Raw genomic sequence first — 24,068 nt, forward strand, 5'->3', positions numbered from 1 at the left:
CGCGCTAAGGTTCGGCTCCCCGCTGCGAATATTCTTGCTGCTGGGCCGCACGGGGATAGCTGGCGGCCGGCACCCGTGACCTGACGAGTAACACGATGGCTGATTTACCGATCGATGACTTGAACGTTGCCTCCAACGAGACCCTGATCACCCCCGATCAGCTCAAGAAGGAAATCCCCCTCAGCGCCAAGGCCCTGCAGACCGTGACTGCCGGCCGTGAAGTGGTGCGCAATATTCTCGACGGCAAGGACCATCGCCTGTTCGTCGTGGTCGGCCCTTGCTCCATCCACGACATCAAGGCCGCCCACGAGTACGCCGAGCGCCTGAAGGTGCTGGCCGAAGAAGTGTCCGATACGCTGTACCTGGTCATGCGCGTGTACTTCGAAAAACCACGCACCACCGTGGGCTGGAAAGGCCTGATCAACGACCCGTACCTGGATGACTCGTTCAAGATCCAGGACGGCCTGCACATTGGCCGTCAGCTGCTGCTGGACCTGGCCGAGATGGGCCTGCCGACCGCCACCGAGGCGCTCGACCCGATTTCCCCGCAATACCTGCAAGACCTGATCAGCTGGTCGGCCATCGGCGCCCGCACCACCGAATCGCAAACCCACCGCGAGATGGCCTCGGGCCTGTCTTCGGCGGTCGGCTTCAAGAACGGCACCGACGGCGGCCTGACCGTTGCCATCAACGCCTTGCAGTCGGTCTCCAAGCCACACCGCTTCCTCGGCATCAACCAGGAAGGCGGCGTGTCGATCGTCACCACCAAGGGCAACCCTTACGGCCATGTGGTACTGCGCGGCGGCAACGGCAAGCCGAACTACGACTCGGTCAGCGTCGCCCTGTGCGAGCAGGACCTGGCCAAGGCCAGGATCAAGGCCAACATCATGGTCGATTGCAGCCACGCCAACTCCAACAAGGACCCGGCCCTGCAACCGCTGGTGATGGAGAACGTTGCCAACCAGATCCTCGAAGGCAACCAGTCGATCATCGGCCTGATGGTCGAGAGCCACCTGAACTGGGGCTGCCAGTCGATCCCGAAAAACCTGGAAGAGTTGCAGTATGGCGTCTCGATCACCGATGCCTGCATCGACTGGTCGGCTACCGAGAAAACCCTGCGCAGCATGCGTACCAAGCTCAAGGATGTGCTACCGCAGCGTAAGCGCGGCTGAGCATTGCAATAAACAAAACGCCGGGCATTGCCCGGCGTTTTTGTATCTGATGCCTTTCGGCAGCTCAGGCCTTGCTGGAATGCCGCTGCTGGCGCTCCATGTAGCGTTCCACATACGAGCAGGACGGAATGACCGTGTAACCCATTTGCTCGGCGTACGCCAAGGCCTGCTCGGTCAACGCGGCGGCAATCCCGCGGCCCCGCAAGGCGTTCGGCACGAAGGTGCGATAGATGTCCAGCGTCTGCTTGCCCAGATCCATGTACGTCAGGTAGGCACGATGACCGTCCACGTTGGTCTCGAACTGATGACCGGCCTGGTCATGGTGGATGGTCAGCGCTTCGCTCATCACTACTCCTCGCAGGTCTTCTCGGCAGACCCATACCTTCACCGATGGTGGTTTATCCGGCACAGAATCCTCTATGCCACCTGTTGCCCCTTCGACCTCTGGACGATTGCAATCGTTCGGATTCTCTGGCACTCACAAGATAGTAGGCGCCGCAAACGGGATTGCTCAAGGCGGTAGCGGCTAAAAATGGCGAAAATGCCCGGAATGCGACTCTTCCCTGCACGTTCAACAGCCACCGGATGTTGTAGGGCTTAAGACGTCGAAGGACAGTTAAAGTCACCCTTAGTTCAACAAAAAAGTTCCTGTAGTACAACCGCTTGCGAACCCTGCACGTTTTTTTCACACACGCGTCGCAAATCTTGTCGGCACGGCGTCAAGCAACATTTTTTTTGCAGTTCTTGCGCTCAGTCAGTTTACTTACTACAAGTAATGGGTACTATGTACGCCGGCCAGTTTCTCTTTTCCTGAGAGATGGCTATTTAATAGAAAGTCCTTGAAGGGGAACACGATGAACAACGTTCTGAAATTCTCTGCTCTGGCTCTGGCCGCAGTTCTGGCTACCGGTTGCAGCAGCGTATCCAAAGAAACCGAAGCTCGTCTGACTGCGACTGAAGACGCAGCAGCTCGCGCTCAAGCTCGTGCTGACGAAGCCTACCGTAAGGCTGACGACGCACTGGCAGCCGCTCAGAAGGCTCAGCAGACCGCTGACGAAGCCAACGAGCGCGCTCTGCGTATGCTGGACAAAGCCAGCCGCAAGTAATAGTCCTCACGGATTGTTATGGAGCCGACCCACTTGTGGGTCGGCTTTTTTATTGCCTGTATACAACGCAAACGCGCCCCGCAGATACGAAAAGGCCCGCACTGAGGCGGGCCCGGGTGTGTCGCGAATACCTTACTGCAGTTCGGGCGGTATGCTCGTCACCATCGGCGCATTGCCCTGGTTTTGCACCGGCACGGCAATTTCTACCGGCATGCCATCTTCTGCAGCCACCACGTCACGCACCATGTCCCAGTTCATGCGCAGGTTGTTGGCCAGGTCTTCCCGCTTGAGCAAGGCGTTGATAACCGCAGTGTGTTTGTCGACCACCGACGGGTTACCCTGGTCGTCCAGCGGCGTGTGCGCCTCCAGATAGACCTTGCCGCCACTGATACCGAACTTGTAGGGCTCGTTGATGATGCGTACCGGCGTACCGACCGGCACCATCTTCGACAGTTCCAGCACGTTGTTGTTGAGCATGCGGAAGCAACCGTGACTGGTACGCATGCCGATGCCGAACTTCTTGTTCGACCCGTGGATCAGATAGCCCGGCACGCCCAAGGTGAACTTGAACGGCCCCAGCGGGTTATCCGGACCTGCTGGCACCACGGCCGGCAGGATGTCGCCGTCTGCGGCGTGTTCTTTACGGATAGAGGCAGGTGGCGTCCAGGTCGGGTTCGGCGTTTTGGCGGTGATCTTGGTGTTGGCGATCGGCGACCCCCACCCCTCACGACCAATACCCAGCGGGAAGGTATGCACTACGTTCTGCCCTTTCGGAAAGTAATACATACGGTACTCGGCAAGGTTGATGACGATACCTTCACGCGGGCCCGGCGGCAGGATGTAGCGGGTCGGCAGGATGATCTCGGTGCCGGCGCCCGGTAGCCACGGATCGACGCCCGGGTTGGCGGCGATCATTTCCAGATAGCCGAGGTCGTTGGCGGTGCCGATGTCGGCGAACGTGTCCTCGTACTTGGCCTTGATCGTATGCACCTGGCCGACGATGTCTTCACCGGGCGGTGGCAGTGGCAATTCCAGCGCAGCAGCGGGGCCCGCTACCAGCAGGGCGGCCAGGGACAGGCTACGGGTGACGACAGGAAAGCGCGGCAACATCCGGTAAATCCTTCGAAAGATAGGTCAAGAGGAACGATTGTACACCCGCCTTGATGCAAGCGGGAGGCATTGGCGCCCATGCAAGCGTTTCAGATGATGAAAGGTGCTTGCCGCTCAGCTGGCCTGCAGCTCTGGCCAGACCGGGCGCATGCCGCGCCGCTGGGCATCGAGGATGGCACGGCACAGGTCACACAGGCGGTTGTCACGGTAGATGGCGCGCGGCACGGCCGACCAGCGCGGCTGCGCAGGCAGCAGGCCGCCGCACAGGGTGCGGTCTACCGGCACGCCCAGCTCAAGCTGGCGAGCCACCAGGTGAACGCGGATTTCCTGGCAGGCGAACAGGTCGAGCTGCTCATCGGGCTCGATCAGTTGGTAGGCATACAGGGACCAGGCAGGGCGCGGCATCGGGGGCACTCGAAACGGGGGGCGCAACATTAGCCGAAAGCCGGCCCCGTTTAAAGCGTCAGAGCAAGGGTTTTATCGCCGGCCAGGCATTTTCCAGCAAGCGCTGCTGGGCACCCTGGGCCGGGTGGATGCCATCGGCCTGCATCAACTCAGGCACACCCCCTATTCCTTCGAGGAAAAACGGCACCAATGGCACCTGTTTATCCGCCGCCAGCTGTTCATACACCTTGGCGAATGCGGTGGTATAGCGCACGCCATAATTGGGCGGCAGGCGCATGCCCAACAGCACGACCTTGGCGCCGGCCTGGCGCGCGCTTTCAATCATCGAGGCAAGATTTTGTTGCAATTGCGCAGGCGGCTGCCCACGCAAGCCATCGTTACCGCCCAGCTCCAGCACCACCAGGCTCGGTTTATGGGCTGCAAGCAGCGCCGGCAGCCGCGCCTGGCCACCTGCACTGGTGTCACCGCTGATCGAGGCGTTGACCACTTTATCGTCGAAACCTTCGTCCTTAAGCCGGGTCTGCAACAAAGAGACCCAACCCTGGCGGCTATCCAGGCCAAAACCGGCGCTGATACTATCGCCAACAATCAGCAGTGTTCCCGCCGCCGCGCTCTGGGCCAGGCAATACAGGGCCAGACCGGCACTCAACCACCACACTCGCATCGGATTCTCCATGGGCCCCAGCATTCTCGTTGCGCAGAACCTTAGCAAAGTGGTCCCCAGCGCGGAAGGTGACCTGACCATCCTTCACGCACTCTCCCTCGACCTGGCCCAAGGCGACAGCCTGGCCATCGTCGGCGCCTCGGGCTCCGGCAAGTCGACCCTGCTCGGTTTGCTTGCCGGCCTCGATCAGCCCAGCGCCGGCAAGGTCATCCTCGCCGGCCATGACCTGGCCCCCCTGGATGAGGACCAGCGCGCCCGGGTGCGCGCCGAACATGTGGGCTTCGTGTTCCAGTCGTTCCAGCTGCTCGACAGCCTCAACGCCCTGGAAAACGTGATGCTGCCATTGGAGCTGGACGGCCGCCGGGATGCCCGCGAACACGCGCGCACACTGCTGGAACGGGTCGGCCTCGGCAAGCGCCTGAGCCACACGCCCCGTCAACTGTCGGGCGGTGAGCAGCAGCGGGTTGCTATCGCCCGCGCCTTCGCGGCACAACCGGCGGTGCTGTTTGCCGACGAGCCCACAGGCAACCTCGACAGCCACACGGGCGAGCGCATCAGCGATTTACTGTTCGAGTTGAACAAGGAGCGCGGTACCACCCTGGTGCTGGTCACCCATGACGAACGCCTGGCCCGGCGCTGCCGCCGCCAGATCCGCCTGGACGCGGGGCGCCTGGTGGCCCCGGTGGAGGCCTGATGACCCACATGCCGTTGTCCCGCCTGTGCGGCCTGGCCCTGCGCCAGCTGCTGCGCGACATTCGCGCCAGCGAAGTGCGCGTGTTGTTCTTTGCCCTGCTGGTGGCCGTGGCGGCCAGCACCGCCATCGGCTATTTCGGCGCCCGCCTCAACGGCGCCATGCAGCTGCGCGCCAGTGAATTCCTAGGCGCCGACCTGGTGCTGCAAGGCAGCGCCCCGGCCCGTGCGCAGCAGATCGATAGCGGCACTGCACTTGGCTTGCGCCATGCACAGGTGGTCGAATTCACCAGCGTGGTAGGCGGCGACAATGGCATCCAGCTGTCCAGCGTCAAGGCCGCCGACGGCGCTTATCCGTTGCGCGGGCAGGTACGCAGTGCGCCGGCCCCTTATGCCGAGGAGATGCCTGGCGGTGGCCCGGCACCGGGTGAAGCCTGGGTCGAACCCCGCCTGCTGGCGGCGCTGGGCCTGGCGATTGGCGACAGCATCGACGTGGGCATGAAAACCCTGCGCATGAGCCGCGTGCTGACCTACGAACCCGACCGCGCCAACAACTTCTACAGCCTTACCCCCCGGGTGATGATGAACCTGGCCGACCTCGAGGCCACTGGCGTCATTCAGCCGGGTAGCCGGGTTACCTACCGCGACCTGTGGCGTGGCGATACCGAGGTACTGGCCCAATACCGCCAGGCCGTGGAAAAAGACCTGGCCGCCAACCAGCGTCTGCGCGACACCCGCGATGGCAACCAGCAGATCGGCGGCGCCCTGGGCAAGGCCGAACGCTACCTGAACATGGCCAGCCTGGTGGCGGTGCTGCTGGCAGGCGTGGCCGTGGCCCTGTCGGCCAGCCGCTATGCCGCACGCCGCCTGGACGCCAGCGCCCTGCTGCGCTGCCTGGGCCTGTCGCGCCGCCAGGCACTGGGCCTGTATTGCCTGCAACTGGCCATGCTCGGCCTGGTCGCCGCCCTGGCCGGTGCCCTGCTCGGCTGGCTGGCCCAGCTGGGCCTGTTCCGCCTGCTGCAGGGGCTGTTGCCAAGCGTGGTGCCTGCCGGTGGCATCGTTCCGGCCCTGGCCGGCATCGGGACCGGGCTGGTGGCACTGGCCGGTTTCGCCCTGCCGCCGATCGCTGCACTGGGCCAGGTGCCCCCGCTGCGGGTGCTGCGCCGCGACCTGCTGCCGATACCGCCCAGCAGTTGGCTGGTGTATGGCGCCGCGCTGTTTGCCTTGGGCCTGATCATGTGGCGCCTGAGCCTTGACCTGCTGCTCACCTTCGCCTTGCTCGGTGGCGGCCTGGTCGCCGCATTGTTGCTCGGCGGCCTGCTGTTGCTCGGTTTGCGCAGCCTGCGCCAGTTGCTGGCCGGCGCACCGCTGACCTGGCGCCTGGGGTTGGGCCAGCTGCTACGCCACCCCACGGCCGCCGCCGGCCAGGCCCTGGCCTTCGGCCTGATCCTGCTGGCCATGGCCCTGGTCGCCCTGCTGCGCGCCGAACTGCTCGACACCTGGCAAGCCCAACTGCCCAAGGATGCACCCAACCATTTCGCCCTGAACATCCTGCCGGATGATCGCGAACCGTTCGCGCAACGCCTGCACCAGGTCAATGCAGCCTCGGCGCCGCTTTACCCGGTTACGCCCGGGCGCCTGGTGCAAATCAACGAGCAGCCGGTGCAGCAAGTTGTCAGCAAAGACTCGGCGGGTGAACGCGCCGTGCAGCGAGACCTTAGCCTGACCTGGGCCGCCGAACTGCCCGAAGGCAATCAACTCACTGCCGGCAGTTGGTGGCAAGCCTTGCCGGCCGACAGCGAAATACCCGGCGTTTCGGTGGAAGCGGAGCTGGCCACCAGCCTGAAACTGCACATGGGCGACCTGCTGACCTTCGACATCGGCGGCCAGCAGCGCCAGGCCAGGGTCAGCAGCCTGCGCAGCGTGCACTGGGACAGCTTCCAGCCAAACTTCTACATGATCTTCCAGCCCGGCACGCTGCAGGGGTTGCCGACCACTTACCTGACCAGTTTCTACCTGGCACCCGGCCACGACCTGGATGTGGTGGCGCTGTCGCGGGCATTTCCGGCGGTGACCATCCTGCAGGTGGACGCCTTGCTCGACCAGCTGCGCAGCATCCTCGCCCAGGTGACCCTGGCGGTGGAGTATGTGCTGTTGTTCGTGCTGGCGGCCGGGCTGGCGGTGCTGTTCGCCGGCTTGCAGGCAACGCTGGACGAACGCATTCGCCAAGGTGCCTTGCTACGTGCGCTAGGGGCGGCGCGGCCATTGCTGGTGAAGGCGCGGCGTATCGAGTTCGGTTTGCTGGGTGCGGCCAGTGGGCTGTTGGCGGCAGTGGGTTGTGAACTGATTACCCTGGTGCTGTATCGCTATGCCTTCGATTTGCAGTGGAGCCCACACCCGTGGCTGCTGGTGTTGCCACTGGCGGGGGCGCTGCTGGTGGGCGGTGCAGGTGTGCTAGGGACGCGGCGGGCGTTGAATGCCAGCCCTTTGGCGGTGTTGCGGGAAACTTGAGTGTTACATTTGCCGGCCTCTTCGCGGGCTCGCCCGCGAAGAGGCCGGCACAAACAACATCAATCTATTGCCCGTACGAGATGCTGTTCACATACCAGGTCGCTTCACCGGTAGGCGTATGCACCAACACCTCATCGCCCTCCTCCTTTTTGAGCAAGGCACGGGCCATGGGCGAATCGATCGAGATGTAGTCGTTACGCCCGTAGATTTCGTCATAACCGACAATGCGAAACTTCATGGTCTCGCCATCATCATTCTCGATCTCGACCCAGGCGCCGAAAAACACCTTGCCTTCCTGCTGCGGCGAATAAGCCACCACCTTCACATCTTCAAGACGCTTTCGCAGATAACGCACCCTGCGGTCGATTTCGCGCAGCAGCTTCTTGTTGTACTGGTAGTCGGCGTTTTCGCTGCGATCCCCCAGGGATGCCGCCCAGGCAACCTTCTGAGTGATCTCCGGGCGATACACCCGCCACAGGTGGTCCAGCTCTTTCTTCAGCGCGTCGTGGCCTTCCGTGGTAATGATGTTGGTGCTCAACAGCGCACTCCTTAGCGGCGGGTAATCAGGCCTTGGCGCGCGATACGGGTGAGGTGGCCAATAACGTCTGCGGCCTCATCCTGCGCCGGAGCCTGGATGACGGCCAGGTCAAAACGGTCATTGCCGTACTGCGCCAGGTGGCAGCCGGTATCGGCGAACTGAATCAGAAATGCGCGCGCCTGGCCCTTGCGTCGAGACAGGCCTTCGAGGTGACGCAAAAGGGTGGGCTGATGCTGGCCGCCGAGCAGAATGCGCGGTGTGCGGGACGCCTGGTTGGCAGGCAATGGGCTTAAACAGACACTGGTACGTGGGCAACTCATGGAGCTTCTCTCCGCCTCGCGAATCCCGCTGGGCAGCGGTGGGAGGCGTCACCGAACCAGCGCTTTAGCGGTATTTCGGATAACCCGGATGGGGGCTTTCCTGCGCCCCGCAAGTAGCTGTTTAAATCGGCGCAGGCGGTATGCTAGAGCTACAAGCGGCAAGATACAAGCCTCAAACCGAAAGTGATCGGCCTGAGGCTTGGATCTTGCCGCATGGGTGGTATCAGCGGGCGATCAGGCGGTCCAGCGAGAAGCGGCCAGCGCCTTCGATCATGACGGCGACAGTGCCCGCCAGCAGGGCCAGGGCGAACTCATAGCCGTTATTGGACATGAACAGGCCGTTGCCGATATGCACCGAGAAGATCGCCACCACCAGGGTCACGGTCAGCGCCAGCGCCGCCGGGCGGGCCAGCAGGCCGATCACCAGGGCCAGGCCGCCGAAGAATTCTGCGCTGCCGGACAGCAAGGCCATCAGGTAACCCGGCGCCAGGCCGATGCTTTCCATCCACTGGCCGGTACCTTCCAGGCCATAACCGCCAAACAGGCCGAAGAGTTTTTGCGCGCCATGCGCCATGAAGATGATGCCAACCAGGATGCGGATCACGCTGAGGCCAGCGCCGGCGCGGGTGGAGAACAGGGCGTTGAGGGTCGTGTTGTTCATGTCGAAGCGTCCTTGAAGCGGAGAAGTTGTGTTGGGTTGGGCGCCATCATAATCAATTCAATAGATATGAAAATGGCAAAAAATCCAACATAACAATCGATAAAATCGATTTTTCAACGCCTCGCTACGCGCTCCAGGACCGCACGCTCGCGGTTGAACGCCAGGAAGTACTTGTTGACGCTATTGACGAAGTTGACCGGCCCCATGCCCACCTGCTCCATGGCGATGCGCTCGGTCTGGAAGAACCACTGGTTGCCGTTGAGGCCGCGCCGCCGAGCCTCCGCACGCATGGCCTGGACCCGCTCGGGGCCGAGGTTGTAGGCCGCCAGTACAAAGGCCATGCGTTCACGCTCGTTGATCTTGGGGCTGGCAAAGAACTTGCGACGGATCAGCGCCAGGTAACGGGCACTGGCTTGTACATTGCCATCTACCGTGGCGGTGTTGCTCACCCCTACCCGCTGGGCCGCCGAAGGCGTTATCTGCATCAGGCCGTGGGCACCGCCAGTGCCACGCGCGGCCGGGTTGAGGGTGGACTCCTTGAAGGCCAGCGCGGCCAGGTTGAGCCAATCGATCTGCTGCGCCTGGCCATGCTTCTGCAGTACTGCACGCACCGAGGCCAGGCGCTGACGATCCTTGCCGGCCAACGGGTTGTGCACCCGGTACTGGCGGCGGTAGATGCGCTCGAAGGCGGCATCCTGGTTGTCCGGTGCACGGTAGCCCTGCAGGAAACGATCGACCGTGGCCAGCAATTGCGGTGCATCGCGCCCTACATACCAACGCATGGCCTGCGGAGCCCCCAGGTGCACCCGGGTGTCCAGGCGCAGGCGTGGCATCACCCGTGCCCAGCGCCGGGCAATGGGTTGCTCGACCACCGTCAGGTGATAGATGCCCGCCTGCACCATCTCCAGCACATCCTCTACCGCCAGCGTTGAGTCGACCCACTCCACCTTGATCGGGGGCCGTTTGCGCAACGCCAGTTGCTGGTTGACCTGCTGGATCAGCGGCCCGGCGGCACTGGCACTGGTCAAGGCCACGGTGCGCCCGGAAAGCTGTTCGACCTTGCTGAAGCTTCGCTCGCCTTTGCGCCCAACCAGCGTCAGCGGCACCTGGTCGAGAATCGGCGCACTGCTGCTGACACCGCGCACGGTGCCGGGGTCAAGCAGCTCGCCCGGCGCTGCCAGGTCACCCTCGCCGCGGGCCAGTGCGCCTAGCAGTTGTTCCTTGGCCCGTGGGATGAGCTTGAGTTGAATCTCCTGGCCATCGGCGGCACGAGCATTGAGGTAATGCTCCAGGGCGCGCAGGCGGTAGTATTCGATGCCGACCGGCTCACCCTTGACTTCGCCTGAGCTGTTACGGCTTTGATTGACCAGCACCCGCAACACCTGGCTGGAGCGAATCTGTTGCAGGTCGCGCACCTTGGCAGGTGGGATATTCTGCTGCGGCCCCGGCGCGCGCGCATGGGCGGCACCGGACAGGGTCAGCCCAATCGTCAGCCCGAGCGTGAACAGGAAGGTGAGCCAGCATCGCAGCATGCAAAACGTGTCCGTGGTCGGTGGGCGGCATCCATGGCTTGCACCGCCAAGTGAGAAATGACGGCAAAAGACCACGGCAACAGCATGAAGTTCTTGGTTTTTTCAGAAAAACGCGGTTTTTGCTATGCTGGCCGCCCCGCGGCACGAGATAGCACCATGCAACTGATCGATATCGGCGTCAACCTGACCAACAGCAGTTTCCACGACCAGCAGGCAGCCATTGTCGAGCGCGCACGTGAAGCCGGTGTAACGCAAATGGTGCTGACAGGCACCAGCCTGGCAGTCAGCGAGCAGGCACTGGAGCTGTGCCAGCAGCTGGATAACAGCGGCGCGCACCTGTTCGCCACGGCAGGCGTACACCCTCACGATGCCAAGGGCTGGGATGCCGGTAGCGAGCGCCGTTTGCGCCAACTGCTGAATGAGCCACGCGTGCGTGCAGTGGGCGAATGCGGTCTGGATTTCAACCGCGACTTCTCCCCTCGCCCGCTGCAGGAAAAAGCCCTGGAAGCCCAGCTGGCCCTGGCTGCGGAACTGCGCCTGCCGGTGTTCCTGCATGAGCGCGACGCCAGCGAGCGTTTGCTGGCGATCCTGAAGGACTACCGCGACCACCTGACCGGCGCGGTGGTGCACTGCTTTACCGGCGAACGCGAGGCACTGTTCGCTTACCTGGACATGGACCTGCACATCGGCATTACCGGCTGGATCTGCGACGAACGCCGTGGCACTCATCTGCACCCGCTGGTAGGCAACATTGCCGAAGGCCGGCTGATGCTGGAAAGCGACGCCCCCTACCTGCTGCCACGCAGCCTGCGTCCCAAGCCGAAGAACGGGCGCAACGAGCCGGCGTTTTTGCCAGAGGTGCTGCGTGAAGTCGCCTTGCACCGGGGCGAATCCGCCGAGCATACGGCTGCTCACACCACCGCAACGGCGCGGGCATTTTTCCAGCTTCCGTGAGCCCTGCGTGCGGGCTGTTGATATGTATCAACATCTTGCTGAGTAGATACAGGCACAATGATGGCATCTTGCCAATATTGTTTCCGCTCAACTCAGAGAAGACCTGCCCATGGGTGCCTGGCTTAGCAATGTTTCCCTGAAGTACAAATTCTGGGCCGTCAACGCGGTGGCCTTTGTCACGACCTTGCTGCTGGTGCTCTACGCCGTGCACCTGGAGCAACGCGCCCGCGCCGAGGCAGCGCAGGCCCAGGCGGCTGCACAAGCCCAGCTGATCGCCGCCTGGCCGGCTGGGCAAGCACTGCCCCGCCTTGCCAATGTCATCAGTTGGCCTGCGGGGCAAACGCCGACGTTCGCCGGTGAGGCGCTCGACCCCCTGCGCAACGCCCAAGGCTGGGTCGAACTGCCAGGCGCCTGGGTCCTCGGAGAAAACCCGCTGCGCGGCGCACAGGTGCTGCGCAACGGTGACCAGCAAGTGGCCGTGGTGGCACAGTCGCCAAGCCTGCGCCAGGTGTTCTTCGACCGCTTCAGTAACTACGCGGTGTGCGTGCTGATCCTGATGCTGGCCATGCTCGGCGCTTCGCAGTTGCTGATCCGCTTCCTGCTCAGCCAGCTCAACACCCTGAAAGACGTGATGCTGCATGTGGAGAAAACCGGTGACCTGGCCGCCCGCGTGCCGCTGGCCTGCGGTGACGAGGTCGGCCAGATGGCCGGGGCCTTCAATGCGATGCAGGCCACCTACCACCGGGTCGTCAGCACTGTTGCCCACACGGCGGCACAACTGGACTCGGGCGCCGCACGCCTGGCCGCCAGCATGAGCGACGTGCGCCACGGCATGCTCGGCCAGCAAAGCGAAACCGATCAGGCCGCCACCGCCATCAACGAAATGTCAGCGACGGTACACCACATCGCCGAGCATGCCGGTGCCACCCGCGACCTGTCGCAAACCGCCGACACGTTGGCCGGCAGTGGCAAAGAGGTGGTCAGCCGGGTACAGGACTCGATTTCCGGGCTTTCCAGCGGCGTGCAGCAAACTGCCGAAATGATTCGCCAACTGGCCGACGACAGCCAGAAGATCAACGGCGTGGTCAGCGTGATCCACAGCATCGCCGAGCAAACCAACCTGCTGGCGCTCAACGCTGCCATCGAAGCAGCCCGTGCTGGCGACCTGGGGCGTGGCTTTGCCGTGGTGGCCGATGAGGTGCGCAACCTGGCCAAGCGCGTGCAAACCTCTACCGACGAAATCACCACCATGGTCTCGGCCCTCCAATCGGGCACCCGCGATGCGGTGGAGTTCATGCAGGAAAGCTCTTACAAAGCCGACGACTGCGTGCGACAAGCCCAGGAGGCCGGCGAAGCGCTGGCCGAGATTACCGGCGCAGTGGCGCAGATGCGCGAAAGCAACACCCAGATCGCCGTGGCCGCCGAGCAACAAAGCCAGGTGGCCGAGGAAATGAACCGCGCCGTGGTGAGCATCCGCGATGTCACCGAGCAGACCGTGCAGCAGACGGTGGGCTCGGCCACCACCAGCAGCGAACTGGCGACCCTTGCCGGCGAACTCAGCAAGGCCATTGGCCAGCTCAAGCTATAGTCACCATAGCCAGCCTCGATTGGCCCCCGTCCGGAGGCCGCACTAAGCTTTGGGCATGACCGTGAGGAAATGCCCATGAGCAAGCGTCTGCCCAACCTGCCCGCCTGGCAGTGGCGTGGCTACCACCACAACCACCGCCACCCAACCAACCTCGTGCTGCACCTGATTGCCGTGCCGCTGTTCATTCTGGGTGCGCTATTGGTTCTGTCCGGCCTGTTCGCCCTGGATCTGGGGCAGATTGCTGTTGGCGTGATCGCCCTGATTGCGGGGCTTGGCTTGCAGCGCCAGGGGCACCGGCTGGAAGCCGAGCAGCCTGAGCCGTTCGCCAATCGTCAGGACGCCGTGCAGCGATTGCTGACCGAGCAGTTCATTACCTTTCCACGCTTTGTGCTGAGCGGGGCGTGGTGGAAGGCCTGGCGGGAGCGGCACAAGCACCGGCATTGATGCCAGGCGCTGTTTTGCGCTCTCAGGATTGATCAGGCAAATACGGTCACGGTCTGCCGGCTCAGGGCCAGCAACTCGCCCTCTGCCGTCCAAAGGGCGGCCGCAGCATGCCCATAGCCATCCCGCGCATGTTCGGTTTCCACGCAATAGCGGCACCAGTCCAAGGTCGACAATTTCGCAATAGGCTGGATGAACTCGATGGTCCAGGTCAGCGTACTGCCTGCAGCCGGTTGTTTGAGAAACGGCATCAGGCTCGGCGGCCAGGCATCGACCAGCGCCAGCAGGTGTGCTTCATTGACCTGTTCTTCTGCCACGTCCCGCAACCGCACCCAACCGCCCATCTTGCGCGACTGATTGCCACTGAACGGCAACCCGCCCACCGCCCAGCGCAATGCGACATGGCGCATGAACTCGGGTGTGACGCCTTTGATATAGGGCAGTTCAGGTGCGGCGTCTTCAAGCGCTTTCATTTCAATGGCCGGTAATGCCGGCACATCGACGACAGATGGCCGCCCCGCGCCGAAATTGCCTTGCACCAAGGTCACCACCTGGCCCTCCTGGACCGCGCGGCCCAGCAAGGTGCTGACAGCCTTGCCTTCGCGCAGCACCTCCACCTCGAAGCGAATGGGCACGTCCGCGGCCGCAGGCGCTACGAAGCTGATGGCCAGCGAGCGTACCGGGCGGCTGTCTGTGAGCTTGAGGTGCATGGCCTCATAGACCATGGCCGCCATCAGCCCGCCAAAGGCAGCGCGGCCTTGGGCCCAGCTGGGCGGGATGCTGACGGCTTCCGGGTTGGCTCGCACAGCGTCGAGCAGTTGATTGAAATTCATGGGCCGGCTCCTGCCTGCAGAAAGGGTCTGCCCATCCTAGCCAGCAAACCCTGGGCGATCAGCCCGCATATCGGTCATTGTTCGGGCTAACGCCGCGCCAGTGCCTGCAACAAGGCATCCAGCGTCACGTCCGACTGGCGCTCGGCTTCGTGTAACTCCTGCTCCCAGTCCGCTTGACAGGGGGCAAGGTCTGCATGGTCGCGCGCCTGCAGCAGCCACTGCAGCCGGTCATGCCAGCCCCCCAGGTCGCTCTGCGCCTTTTTCAGCAAGCGCTGCAGCTTTTTCCCGGCGTGGTCGAGCTGCGGGTAGGCTTCATCGCCATAGCGCGCACGCTTGATCAGCAAGCGCAGCCGGTGACGGTCGTGAGCCGGATCCCGCAAGGCTTTGTGCAATGTACGCCACTGCTTGACCAGGCGCTTGTCGATGCGCTTGCCCAGTGACTGGGTCAGCCCCTCACGGCCGGCTGCCCGCAAAAACAACGGAAACGCGTCGACAATCGCCAGCACACGGGCCAGCTGGGCGCTGGCAGCGACGCTGGCGAAGGTTCTGTCCCGCCCTTCCAGACGCCGCTGCCCGACCGCGACGTGGCCGCGCCCGATCAGTTCGGCGGCCAGCACCTCACGATCGCGCAGCGGCGTGGTCAGGGTACCCAAGGCCTTGGCGGCATCCTCCAGCTGTTCCACGCCTGGCAACCCGCGCAGGGGCCTGAGCAGGCTGCGCAGACGGCGCAAGGTGATACGCAGGTCATGCAGCGCCTCGCTGTCGGTATTGGCAGCCAGGCGCTCGCGGCACGCCAGCAGGCGTACCTGCACGGCCAGCATCTGGGCAACTACATGATCGAGCATGGCAGACATAAGACGCTCCTCGGTCAGCGCCCGGCGCGCGACTCACGAATGTAGAACCGCGCCTTCTCAGCCTTGCGGGTACAGCTTTCGTAGCCTTCGAACTGCTGCTGGGTCTTCGCGCCGGTCAGCAGCGACAAGGCTTTGGAGTAGCTCACGGCACCGGCAAAGCCTTCGGCTTTGGCCAGGTCCAGCTCCTTCCAGGCGGCATCCAGCTGGGTGGCGCAGCTGTCACGGTAGGCCGTCTTGCCCGCGCAGCCTGCCAAGGCCAGGGCAATCAGTGGAAGGCAGATCCAGGCTTTCATCGGTAAGACCTCAATGGTAAAAAAACGGTGGCTGTTCGACGCCCGGGCAACTGAAAAGTGCCCTGCCCAGCCAACTTTGCGTGGCCAGCATTATCACAGTAGCTCAGTGCGATCTACATTGAAGCACAGGCCGCCAAAGGTGCATTGTAGGACCATGGTTGCACGGCCCGAGGAATGTTCATGAGTAAACGCGTGGCACTGGTATTGGGATCGGGCGGCGCCCGGGGATATGCGCACATTGGCGTGATTGAGGAAATCGAGCGCCGGGGCTACGACATCGCCTGCATAGCCGGTTGTTCCATGGGGGCGGTGATTGGCGGCATCTACGCCGCCGGCAAGCTGGAAGACTACCGCAACTGGATCGAGAGCCTCGACTACCTGGATGTACTGCGCCTGGTGGACGTGAGCTTTCGCCTCGGCGCCATTCGTGGCGACAAGGTGTTCGGGCAGATCCGCAAGATCGTCGGCGAGATCAACATCGAACAACTGCGCATCCCCTACACGGCGGTTGCCGCCGACCTCACCAACCAGCAGGAAATCTGGTTTCAGGAGGGTTGCCTGCACCAGGCCATGCGCGCCTCGGCGGCCATCCCCAGCCTGTTCACGCCGGTGATGCAGGGCAATCGCATGCTGGTCGACGGCGGCATCCTCAACCCGCTGCCGATCGTGCCGGTGGTGTCCAGCCACTGCGACCTGATCATCGCGGTCAACCTCAACGCCACCAACCAGAAGCAGTATCAATTGCCGGTGATCGAGCGCCCGGCGGCGTTCAAGATGCGTTTTGACTCCCTGTTGAGCTCATTGGGCTCTCGTTTGCCGTTCCGGCGCAAGCCGGCGGAAGAGCTGATACGCATCGAACAGGAGATCGTTGCCGAAGGGCTGGCGCCGCCGAACCCGTGGCTGGCAGATGCCGCCAACCCGGAAGGCCAGCAACCGGCAGCGGCACCCGAGCACGAGGGGGCGCCCAAGTCCGCGACCGGCTCGTTCATCATTGACAACGTGGGGCCGGCTTCGCTGCTGGACTTGATCAACCAGAGCTTCGAAGTGATGCAGACCTCGCTGGCGCAGTACAAGATCGCCGGCTATCCACCGGATGTACTGATCAACGTGCCCAAGCGGGTGTGCCGGTTTTTCGAGTTTTACAAAGCGCCGGAGCTGATTGCCCTGGGGCGGGAGATTGCGCGGGATACGCTGGATAACTATGAGGGTGTAAAGCGCTAGCGCAGAAATGAAACAGGCCGCACGAGGCGGCCTGTTTCTTCATGCAGCGATCACCTTAGTAACGGGTGATGTCTGCATTGGCTTCCAGCTGTTTGCGGTAAGCCGCAAAGTCCTGCTGGCCAGCGCGCGACGCGAGGTAGCGGCGGATCTGCTGCTTCTCTTCGTCGGTGGCGGTGGCGCCTTCGTTAACACCCTTGAGCTGCAGCACCACCAGGCTACCGTCACGCAGCACTACGCTGCCGTAAACCGGCTTGTCCTTGGCCTGCGGCTTGCCGAGGCGGAACAGTGCCTGCAGTTCGGCCGGGTCAATACCGTCCTCGCCACGGGTAACAGCCTCATAGGCCTTCCAGCCCTGCCCTTCATGCACGCTGCCCGCTGCGATGGAGCCGTCACGCAGGCCGGCAATCAGCTTGTCTGCCTTGGCCTTGAGTTCGGCGGTCGCCTTGTCTTTGGCCAGCTGCTCGCTGATGTTCTTGGCCACGGCCTCCAGCGGCAGTTGCTCCGGCTTGCGGTGCTCCTTGACGCGCAGTACCACGGTGGTTTCCGGGTCGAGCTCGATGGCGGTGCTGTTGGCACCTTCGTCCAGCACTTCTTCGGAGAACGCAGCCTGTACCACGGAACGGTTGGCAGTGATGCCTTCGCCACCCTCGCGGCCGAAGGCTGCGGAGGTGTGCACCTTGAGGTTCAGGTCCTGGGCCGGCTGAGCCAGGTCGGAGGCCTCGTAGGCAGCATCCTGCAGCTGCTTGCTGGCGTCGACGTAACGCTGCTCGACCAACGGGATCTTCAGGTCGCGGGTCAGTTTGTCCTTCAGGCTGGCGAAGCTCGGCACTTCTGGCGCTTGCACGCCCAGCAGCTTGATCAGGTGGTAGCCGAACTCGGTGCGTACCGGGGTCGATACCTGGCCATCCTGCAGCTTGTACAGCGCGTCTTCAAAGGCCGGGTCGTACACGCCCGGGCCGGCGAAGCCGAGGTCACCACCGTTGTTGGCCGAGCCTGGGTCCTGAGAGAACTCCTTGGCCAATGCGGCAAAGTCTTCACCCTTGGCCAGACGCTGCTCAATCTCTTCAGAACGGGCCTTGGCCTGGGCGTCGGTGACTTTATCGTTGACCTCAATGAGGATGTGCGCGGCATGGCGCTGTTCCGCGAGGTTGGCGATTTCTTTCTCGTACTGGGCCTTGAGCTCTTCGTCGGTCACGTTGACCTGGTCGAAGAACGCCGACTTCTTCAGCTCGATGTAGTCGATCACCACCTGGTCAGGCGACATGAACTCCTTGGCGTGCTGGTCGTAGTGCGCCTTGACCTCTTCGTCGCTGACCTTGACCGAGGCCGGGTCGGCCTTGAAGGTCAGGGAAGCGAAGTCGCGGGTCTGCTTCTCCAGGCGGGCGAAAGCATCCACCTGCTGGTCGGTGACGAAGCTGCTGCCGGCCAGGCCGGTGCGCAGCTGGCCAATGAGCATTTCCTCGGCAAGCATGTCACGGAACTGCATGCGGCCGTAGCCCATCTGGCGGATGACCTGGTCGAAGCGGTCAGCACTGAACTTGCCGTCCACCTGGAATTCCGGCGTCTGCAGGATCACCTGATCCAGCGCGGCTTCGGAGAAGGCGAACTTGGCATCTTCGGCGCCTTGCAGCAGCAGCTTGCGGCTGATCAGGCCCTTGAGGGCCTCTTCACGCAACAATTTGTCATCCAGCAGCGCCGGGTCGAAATCCTTGCCCAACTGTTGCATCAGCTGACGGCGCTGCATGTCAGCGGCCTGGCTGAGCTCGTTCTGGCTGATGGTCTGGCCGTTCACCTTGGCGGCGTCCTGGCTATGGGTGGCGGCCTGGAAAATGGCTTCAAAGCCGGTCAACGCCATCAACACGACGATAAGGCCGATGATGGTCTTGGCAATCCAACCTTGTGAATTGTCCCTGATATTTTGCAGCATGCGTCCCCCAGAAACGGCTGTACCACTGCGTCGACAACCGCGGAGCGTGGGTAGAATCCTGATAAAAGAAAGGCGCATCCGAGGATGCGCCTTTGCTTAGCAAACGTGTCAGGCGGGAACGTTTGCGCCCCGCCATCACCGTGCTCGGACCAGGCCAGGCCGGGTCCGGCTGAAAGACGACTTAGTTGACGGCGTCTTTCAGGCCTTTGCCTGCCTTGAAACCTGGAACCTTGGCGGCTTCGATCTTGATCGCCTTGCCGGTTTGCGGGTTACGGCCAGTGCGCTCGGCGCGCTCCTTGACCGAGAAGGTACCGAAGCCAACCAGTACCACATCGTCACCTTGCTTCAGGGCGCCGGTGACGGATTCGATGACTGCGTCCAGCGCACGGCCGGCTACAGCTTTCGGGATGTCAGCAGATGCGGCGATAGCGTCAATCAGTTCCGACTTGTTCACTCTAAGTCCCCTTATTTCTCTATTGAGTTTGTTTCTAAGTATGTAATGAAAAGCTTATGAAACGTGCGCTGGGTGGCCTGATGACAATAGCGTGCCGCTTTATAGCAAGGCCCCGAAAAAACTGTCAAGGAAAGCCCCCCAGCCAAAAACTACTAATGCGTGCTGATTCGTTCCTTAGCATCGCCGTCGCGCTTTTCATCTTTGGCGACAATCTCCGGAGCCACATCTGGCAAGGGCTCCGGGGCGTATTGCAGCGCAATTTGCAGGACTTCGTCAATCCATTTGACCGGTTTGATCTGCAGATCCTGTTTGATATTTTCAGGAATCTCCTTCAAATCGCGAACATTCTCCTCGGGAATGATCACCGTCTTGATCCCGCCACGGTGTGCCGCCAGCAGTTTTTCCTTCAACCCGCCAATGGCCAGCACCTGGCCACGCAGGGTAATTTCGCCGGTCATGGCAACATCGGCGCGCACCGGAATCTGCGTCAGCGCCGACACCAGCGCGGTGCACATGCCGATACCGGCACTTGGGCCATCCTTCGGCGTAGCGCCTTCCGGCATGTGGATATGCACGTCATGCTTCTCGTGGAAGTCGGCGGCAATACCCAGGCTGCGGGCGCGGCTACGCACCACGGTCTGTGCGGCAGTGATCGACTCGACCATCACATCGCCCAACGAGCCGGTCTTGATCAGCTGGCCCTTGCCGGGGATGACCACGGCTTCGATGGTAAGCAGTTCGCCGCCCACCTGGGTCCATGCCAGGCCGGTGACCTGGCCGATCTGGTCCTGTTGCTCGGCCAGGCCGTAGCGGAACTTGCGCACGCCCAGCAGGTGTTCCAACTGCTCGCTGGCCACCTTGACCTTGACCTGCTTCTGTCCGGTATGTTCCTTGACCACCTTGCGGCATACCTTGGCAATTTGCCGCTCCAGGCCCCGCACACCGGCTTCGCGGGTGTAATAGCGGATGATGTCGCGGATCGCCGAAACGTCGACTTCCAGCTCTTCTTTCTTCAAGCCGTTGGCCTTGACCTGCTTGGGCACCAGGTACTTGACCGCGATGTTGATCTTCTCGTCCTCGGTGTAGCCCGGCAGGCGGATGACTTCCATGCGGTCGAGCAGCGCCGGCGGGATGTTCATCGAGTTCGAGGTGCACAGGAACATCACGTCCGAGAGGTCGTAATCAACCTCCAGGTAGTGGTCGTTGAAGTTGTGGTTCTGCTCCGGGTCGAGCACTTCCAGCAGCGCCGAGGCCGGGTCGCCACGCATGTCGCTGCCCATTTTGTCGATTTCGTCGAGCAGGAACAGCGGGTTGCGCACGCCCACCTTGGTCATCTTCTGGATGAGACGGCCTGGCATGGAGCCAATGTAGGTGCGGCGGTGACCACGAATTTCGGCTTCGTCACGCACGCCACCCAAGGCCATGCGCACGAACTTGCGGTTGGTAGCGGCCGCGATCGACTCGGCCAGCGAGGTCTTGCCGACACCGGGAGGGCCGACCAGGCACAGCACCGGGCCACGGATTTTCTTGACGCGCTTTTGCACGGCAAGGTATTCGAGGATGCGTTCCTTGACCTCTTCCAGGCCATAGTGGTCGGCATCGAGAATTTCCTCGGCCTTGGCCAGGTCCAGGCGCACTTTGCTCTGGGCCTTCCACGGTACCTGCACGAGCCAGTCGAGGTACGAGCGCACCACGGTGGCTTCGGCCGACATCGGCGACATCTGCTTGAGCTTGTTCAGCTCGGCCTGGGCCTTGGTGAGGGCATCCTTGGGCAGGCCAGCGGCTTCGATGCGCTTTTTCAGCTCTTCGACTTCGTTGTGGCCTTCATCGCCATCGCCGAGTTCTTTCTGAATGGCCTTCATCTGCTCATTCAGGTAGTACTCGCGCTGGCTGCGTTCCATCTGCTTCTTGACCCGGCCGCGAATGCGCTTTTCGACCTGCAGCAGGTCGATTTCGGCATCCAGCAGCGCCAGCACGTGCTCGACACGGGTTGGCAGGTCGACGATTTCGAGAATTTCCTGCTTCTGCTCGATCTTCAGGGCCATGTGGGCGGCCATGGTATCGACCAGACGCCCTGGCTCTTCGATGCTGTTCAGCGAAGACAGCACTTCGGCAGGGACCTTCTTGCCCAGTTGTACGTATTGCTCGAACTGCGACAGCAACGTGCGCACGAACACTTCCGACTCGCGCTCGGCGGCGTCGGTTTCGTCGATCAGGGAGACTTCGGCACGGATGTGCCCTTCTACTTCGGTGAAACGCTCGACAGCGCCACGCTGCTCGCCTTCGACCAGCACCTTGACGGTGCCATCAGGCAGCTTCAGCAGTTGCAGCACGGTGGCAACGGTACCGACGCGGTACAGGGCGTCCTCGCCCGGGTCGTCGTCGGCCGGGTTCTTCTGGGCCAGCAGAAGGATCTGCTTTTCGCCCGTCATCGCGGCCTCGAGGGCCTCGATGGATTTTTCGCGCCCCACGAACAGCGGGATAACCATGTGCGGGTAAACAACGACATCGCGCAATGGCAAAAGAGGCAAGTCGAGGGTGGTCTTCATGATTTCGCCTCTACAGCGGCCTTATGGCCGGAAACCGGTGGAAATGATGCTTGGACCTAATGTGGGGGTACACTTGGGAAATTACAAGCGCTAGCGCAGGAAAAGCAGAAAGGGGCCCGTAGGCCCCCTCCTTGCTTGCAACCGTGAACCGGCCTTTGCCTGAATCAGGCGTCTGGCGCGGCCTTGGCTTGCGGCTCGCTGTTTTCGTAGATCATCAGCGGCTGCGAGGTACCCTCGATGACGCTCTCATCGATCACCACCTTGCTGACATCCTTCTTGGAAGGGATCTCGTACATGGTGTCGAGCAGCACGCCTTCGAGGATCGAACGCAGGCCACGGGCGCCAGTCTTGCGCTCCAGAGCCTTGCGGGCAACGGCCTTGAGTGCATCACTGCGGAACTCGAGGTCGACGCTTTCCATCTCGAACAGCTTGGCATACTGCTTGGTCAGGGCATTCTTCGGCTCGGTGAGAATCTGCATCAGCGCAGCCTCGTCCAGCTCGTCGAGGGTCGCCAGCACCGGCAGACGGCCAACGAATTCCGGAATCAGGCCAAACTTGACCAGATCGTCCGGCTCGACCTCACGCAGGGACTCACCAACCTTCTTGCCCTCTTCCTTGCTGCGCACTTCGGCGCCAAAACCGATACCACCTTTGGTGGAGCGGTTCTGGATAACCTTTTCCAGGCCCGAGAACGCACCACCACAGATGAACAGGATGTTGCGGGTATCAACCTGCAGGAATTCCTGTTGCGGGTGTTTACGGCCACCTTGCGGCGGAACCGAAGCCACGGTGCCTTCGATCAGTTTCAACAACGCCTGCTGCACGCCCTCGCCCGAAACGTCACGGGTGATGGACGGGTTGTCCGACTTGCGCGAGATCTTGTCGATCTCGTCGATGTAGACAATGCCCATCTGAGCCTTTTCCACGTCGTAGTCGCACTTCTGCAACAGCTTCTGGATGATGTTCTCGACGTCCTCACCCACATAACCGGCTTCGGTCAGGGTGGTGGCGTCGGCAATGGTGAACGGTACGTTCAACAGGCGTGCCAGGGTTTCGGCGAGCAGGGTCTTGCCCGAGCCGGTCGGCCCGATGAGCAGGATGTTGCTCTTGCCCAGTTCGACTTCGTCACCCTTCTTGTCACGCTGGTTCAGGCGCTTGTAGTGGTTGTACACCGCTACGGCCAGCACCTTCTTCGCGCGCTCCTGACCAATGACGTACTGGTCCAGGATGCCGCTGATTTCTTTCGGCGAAGGTAATTTGTGCGCGCTGCTCTCGGCCTGGGCTTCCTGCACCTCCTCACGGATGATGTCATTGCACAGGTCGACGCACTCGTCGCAGATAAATACCGAGGGCCCGGCAATCAGTTTGCGCACTTCGTGCTGGCTTTTGCCGCAGAAGGAGCAATAAAGCAATTTGCCGCTGTCCTCGCCGTTACGGGTGTCAGTCATTCGATCGATCCAATCCGGTAGGCTTGCAACACAAGATGAAGGCAATTGCGGGCTTTTTCAAGTCCGCAGGTAGGCGCTTTGCGCACCTACCTGCTCTGGCACCCCGGTTCAGGAGGCCAGTTGCCGCTTGTCGTAGACCGAGTCGATCAGGCCGTACTCGGCCGCGCGCGAGGCGCTCATGAAGTTGTCACGTTCGGTGTCGCGCTTGATGGTCTCGAGGTCCTGGCCGGTGTGGTAGGCCAGCAGCTCGTTCAGACGGGCCTTGATATTGAGAATTTCCTGGGCATGGATCTCGATATCGGTCGCCTGCCCCTGGAAGCCGCCCAACGGCTGGTGGATCATCACGCGCGAGTTCGGCAGGCAGTGACGCTTGCCCTTGGCACCGGCAGCCAGCAGGAAGGCGCCCATGCTGCAGGCCTGGCCGATGCAGATGGTCGAAACGTCCGGCTTGATGAACTGCATGGTGTCGTAAATCGACATGCCGGCGGTGACGGAGCCACCCGGCGAGTTGATGTACAGATGGATATCCTTGTCCGGGTTTTCCGCTTCAAGGAACAGCAGTTGCGCAACGACGAGGTTGGCCATGTAGTCCTCTACCGGGCCGACCAGGAAAATTACACGCTCCTTCAACAGGCGCGAGTAGATGTCGTAAGCGCGTTCGCCACGGGCGGACTGCTCGATAACCATCGGGACCAGGCCGCCTGCGGCCTGGATGTCAGAGCTCTGCTGAATATAAGAATTGCGGGACATGTCCTGCGCTCACTCCCAAATAGTCATGGCTTGAATACGCACAAGCC

24 protein-coding genes are annotated in these 24,068 nt (G+C 62.2%); 8 read left to right on the forward strand and 16 right to left on the reverse strand.

The window, feature by feature from the left end:
* The first annotated feature begins 95 nt into the window (after positions 1–95).
* A complete protein-coding gene (locus FHW75_RS07825) occupies positions 96–1,172 on the forward strand; it encodes a 3-deoxy-7-phosphoheptulonate synthase (protein ID WP_019097589.1) in 1,077 nt (358 codons plus the stop codon).
* Between the two features lie 64 nt (positions 1,173–1,236).
* Here the strand turns inward: FHW75_RS07825 and FHW75_RS07830 are convergent, their stop codons facing one another.
* Complete coding sequence (locus FHW75_RS07830) at positions 1,237–1,518, reverse strand: GNAT family N-acetyltransferase (RefSeq protein ID WP_016714752.1); 282 nt, start codon at positions 1,516–1,518, stop codon at positions 1,237–1,239.
* A 508-nt stretch (positions 1,519–2,026) separates the two neighbouring features.
* Here FHW75_RS07830 and oprI point away from each other — a divergent pair.
* Positions 2,027–2,278, forward strand: a complete 252-nt coding sequence (gene oprI / locus FHW75_RS07835; protein ID WP_003259780.1) for an outer membrane lipoprotei OprI — start codon at positions 2,027–2,029, stop codon at positions 2,276–2,278.
* Positions 2,279–2,410: 132 nt separating this feature from the next.
* Here oprI and FHW75_RS07840 read toward each other — a convergent pair whose 3' ends face one another.
* The 3 genes from FHW75_RS07840 to FHW75_RS07850 form a co-directional block, all read right to left on the reverse strand.
* Positions 2,411–3,388 (reverse strand): L,D-transpeptidase family protein, encoded by a 978-nt coding sequence (locus tag FHW75_RS07840; RefSeq protein WP_016714753.1) that lies wholly within the window; start codon positions 3,386–3,388, stop codon positions 2,411–2,413.
* Positions 3,389–3,502: 114 nt separating this feature from the next.
* Positions 3,503–3,793: a hypothetical protein gene (locus FHW75_RS07845; RefSeq protein WP_183673451.1), complete on the reverse strand. Its 291-nt coding sequence runs from the start codon at positions 3,791–3,793 to the stop codon at positions 3,503–3,505.
* Positions 3,794–3,851: 58 nt separating this feature from the next.
* Positions 3,852–4,457, reverse strand: a complete 606-nt coding sequence (locus FHW75_RS07850) for an arylesterase (RefSeq protein WP_019097588.1) — start codon at positions 4,455–4,457, stop codon at positions 3,852–3,854.
* Between the two features lie 10 nt (positions 4,458–4,467).
* Between FHW75_RS07850 and FHW75_RS07855 the strand changes: the two genes are divergently transcribed.
* Positions 4,468–5,151 (forward strand): ABC transporter ATP-binding protein, encoded by a 684-nt coding sequence (locus FHW75_RS07855; RefSeq protein ID WP_025754398.1) that lies wholly within the window; start codon positions 4,468–4,470, stop codon positions 5,149–5,151.
* Complete coding sequence (locus FHW75_RS07860) at positions 5,151–7,658, forward strand: ABC transporter permease (protein ID WP_027615736.1); 2,508 nt, start codon at positions 5,151–5,153, stop codon at positions 7,656–7,658. Before FHW75_RS07855 ends, FHW75_RS07860 begins: the two co-directional genes overlap by 1 nt.
* A 64-nt stretch (positions 7,659–7,722) precedes the next feature.
* Here the strand turns inward: FHW75_RS07860 and greB are convergent, their stop codons facing one another.
* The 4 genes from greB to FHW75_RS07880 all read right to left on the reverse strand — a co-directional run bounded on the left by greB (position 7,723) and on the right by FHW75_RS07880 (position 10,709).
* Positions 7,723–8,196, reverse strand: a complete 474-nt coding sequence (greB, locus tag FHW75_RS07865; protein ID WP_019097174.1) for a transcription elongation factor GreB — start codon at positions 8,194–8,196, stop codon at positions 7,723–7,725.
* Between the two features lie 11 nt (positions 8,197–8,207).
* Positions 8,208–8,516 carry a hypothetical protein gene (locus tag FHW75_RS07870; protein WP_019097175.1) on the reverse strand — a complete coding sequence of 103 codons (309 nt, stop codon included), beginning with the start codon at positions 8,514–8,516 and terminating at the stop codon, positions 8,208–8,210.
* A gap of 223 nt (positions 8,517–8,739) precedes the next feature.
* Positions 8,740–9,177, reverse strand: coding sequence for a DoxX family protein (locus tag FHW75_RS07875; RefSeq protein ID WP_019097176.1), 438 nt, complete (start codon positions 9,175–9,177; stop codon positions 8,740–8,742).
* Positions 9,178–9,290: 113 nt separating this feature from the next.
* Positions 9,291–10,709 carry a transglycosylase SLT domain-containing protein gene (locus FHW75_RS07880; RefSeq protein ID WP_019097177.1) on the reverse strand — a complete coding sequence of 473 codons (1,419 nt, stop codon included), beginning with the start codon at positions 10,707–10,709 and terminating at the stop codon, positions 9,291–9,293.
* A 156-nt stretch (positions 10,710–10,865) separates the two neighbouring features.
* On the opposite strand from FHW75_RS07880, the gene FHW75_RS07885 reads away from it, so the two are divergent.
* From FHW75_RS07885 to FHW75_RS07895, 3 genes are all read left to right on the forward strand, one after another.
* Positions 10,866–11,663: a TatD family hydrolase gene (locus FHW75_RS07885; protein ID WP_019097178.1), complete on the forward strand. Its 798-nt coding sequence runs from the start codon at positions 10,866–10,868 to the stop codon at positions 11,661–11,663.
* Between the two features lie 109 nt (positions 11,664–11,772).
* On the forward strand, positions 11,773–13,251 hold the full coding sequence (locus FHW75_RS07890) for a methyl-accepting chemotaxis protein (protein WP_019097179.1): 1,479 nt from the start codon (positions 11,773–11,775) through the stop codon (positions 13,249–13,251).
* Positions 13,252–13,326: 75 nt separating this feature from the next.
* Positions 13,327–13,695, forward strand: a complete 369-nt coding sequence (locus FHW75_RS07895; protein ID WP_016714764.1) for an Mpo1-like protein — start codon at positions 13,327–13,329, stop codon at positions 13,693–13,695.
* Positions 13,696–13,727: 32 nt separating this feature from the next.
* Here FHW75_RS07895 and FHW75_RS07900 read toward each other — a convergent pair whose 3' ends face one another.
* The 3 genes from FHW75_RS07900 to FHW75_RS07910 form a co-directional block, all read right to left on the reverse strand.
* Positions 13,728–14,525 (reverse strand): acyl-CoA thioesterase II, encoded by a 798-nt coding sequence (locus tag FHW75_RS07900; RefSeq protein WP_025754400.1) that lies wholly within the window; start codon positions 14,523–14,525, stop codon positions 13,728–13,730.
* A gap of 86 nt (positions 14,526–14,611) precedes the next feature.
* Positions 14,612–15,379 carry a CHAD domain-containing protein gene (locus tag FHW75_RS07905; protein WP_183673453.1) on the reverse strand — a complete coding sequence of 256 codons (768 nt, stop codon included), beginning with the start codon at positions 15,377–15,379 and terminating at the stop codon, positions 14,612–14,614.
* 14 nt (positions 15,380–15,393) lie between these two features.
* Positions 15,394–15,672 carry a lipoprotein gene (locus tag FHW75_RS07910; protein ID WP_003250254.1) on the reverse strand — a complete coding sequence of 93 codons (279 nt, stop codon included), beginning with the start codon at positions 15,670–15,672 and terminating at the stop codon, positions 15,394–15,396.
* A 180-nt stretch (positions 15,673–15,852) separates the two neighbouring features.
* Between FHW75_RS07910 and FHW75_RS07915 the strand changes: the two genes are divergently transcribed.
* Positions 15,853–16,893, forward strand: a complete 1,041-nt coding sequence (locus FHW75_RS07915; protein ID WP_026020349.1) for a patatin-like phospholipase family protein — start codon at positions 15,853–15,855, stop codon at positions 16,891–16,893.
* A gap of 55 nt (positions 16,894–16,948) precedes the next feature.
* Here the strand turns inward: FHW75_RS07915 and FHW75_RS07920 are convergent, their stop codons facing one another.
* The 5 genes from FHW75_RS07920 to clpP form a co-directional block, all read right to left on the reverse strand.
* Positions 16,949–18,820, reverse strand: a complete 1,872-nt coding sequence (locus FHW75_RS07920) for a SurA N-terminal domain-containing protein (protein ID WP_183673455.1) — start codon at positions 18,818–18,820, stop codon at positions 16,949–16,951.
* 181 nt (positions 18,821–19,001) lie between these two features.
* Positions 19,002–19,274, reverse strand: a complete 273-nt coding sequence (hupB, locus tag FHW75_RS07925; protein WP_003250246.1) for a nucleoid-associated protein HU-beta — start codon at positions 19,272–19,274, stop codon at positions 19,002–19,004.
* Positions 19,275–19,426: 152 nt separating this feature from the next.
* Entirely contained in the window at positions 19,427–21,823 is a 2,397-nt protein-coding gene (gene lon / locus FHW75_RS07930) for an endopeptidase La (protein ID WP_025754403.1), read from the reverse strand.
* Positions 21,824–21,987: 164 nt separating this feature from the next.
* Positions 21,988–23,271: an ATP-dependent Clp protease ATP-binding subunit ClpX gene (gene clpX / locus FHW75_RS07935; protein WP_003250242.1), complete on the reverse strand. Its 1,284-nt coding sequence runs from the start codon at positions 23,269–23,271 to the stop codon at positions 21,988–21,990.
* Between the two features lie 108 nt (positions 23,272–23,379).
* Positions 23,380–24,021, reverse strand: coding sequence for an ATP-dependent Clp endopeptidase proteolytic subunit ClpP (gene clpP / locus FHW75_RS07940; RefSeq protein WP_003259400.1), 642 nt, complete (start codon positions 24,019–24,021; stop codon positions 23,380–23,382).
* Positions 24,022–24,068: the final 47 nt, after the last annotated feature.

Origin of the sequence: Pseudomonas sp. OG7, from assembly GCF_014192825.1 — a bacterium.
Lineage (GTDB): Bacteria > Pseudomonadota > Gammaproteobacteria > Pseudomonadales > Pseudomonadaceae > Aquipseudomonas > Aquipseudomonas monteilii.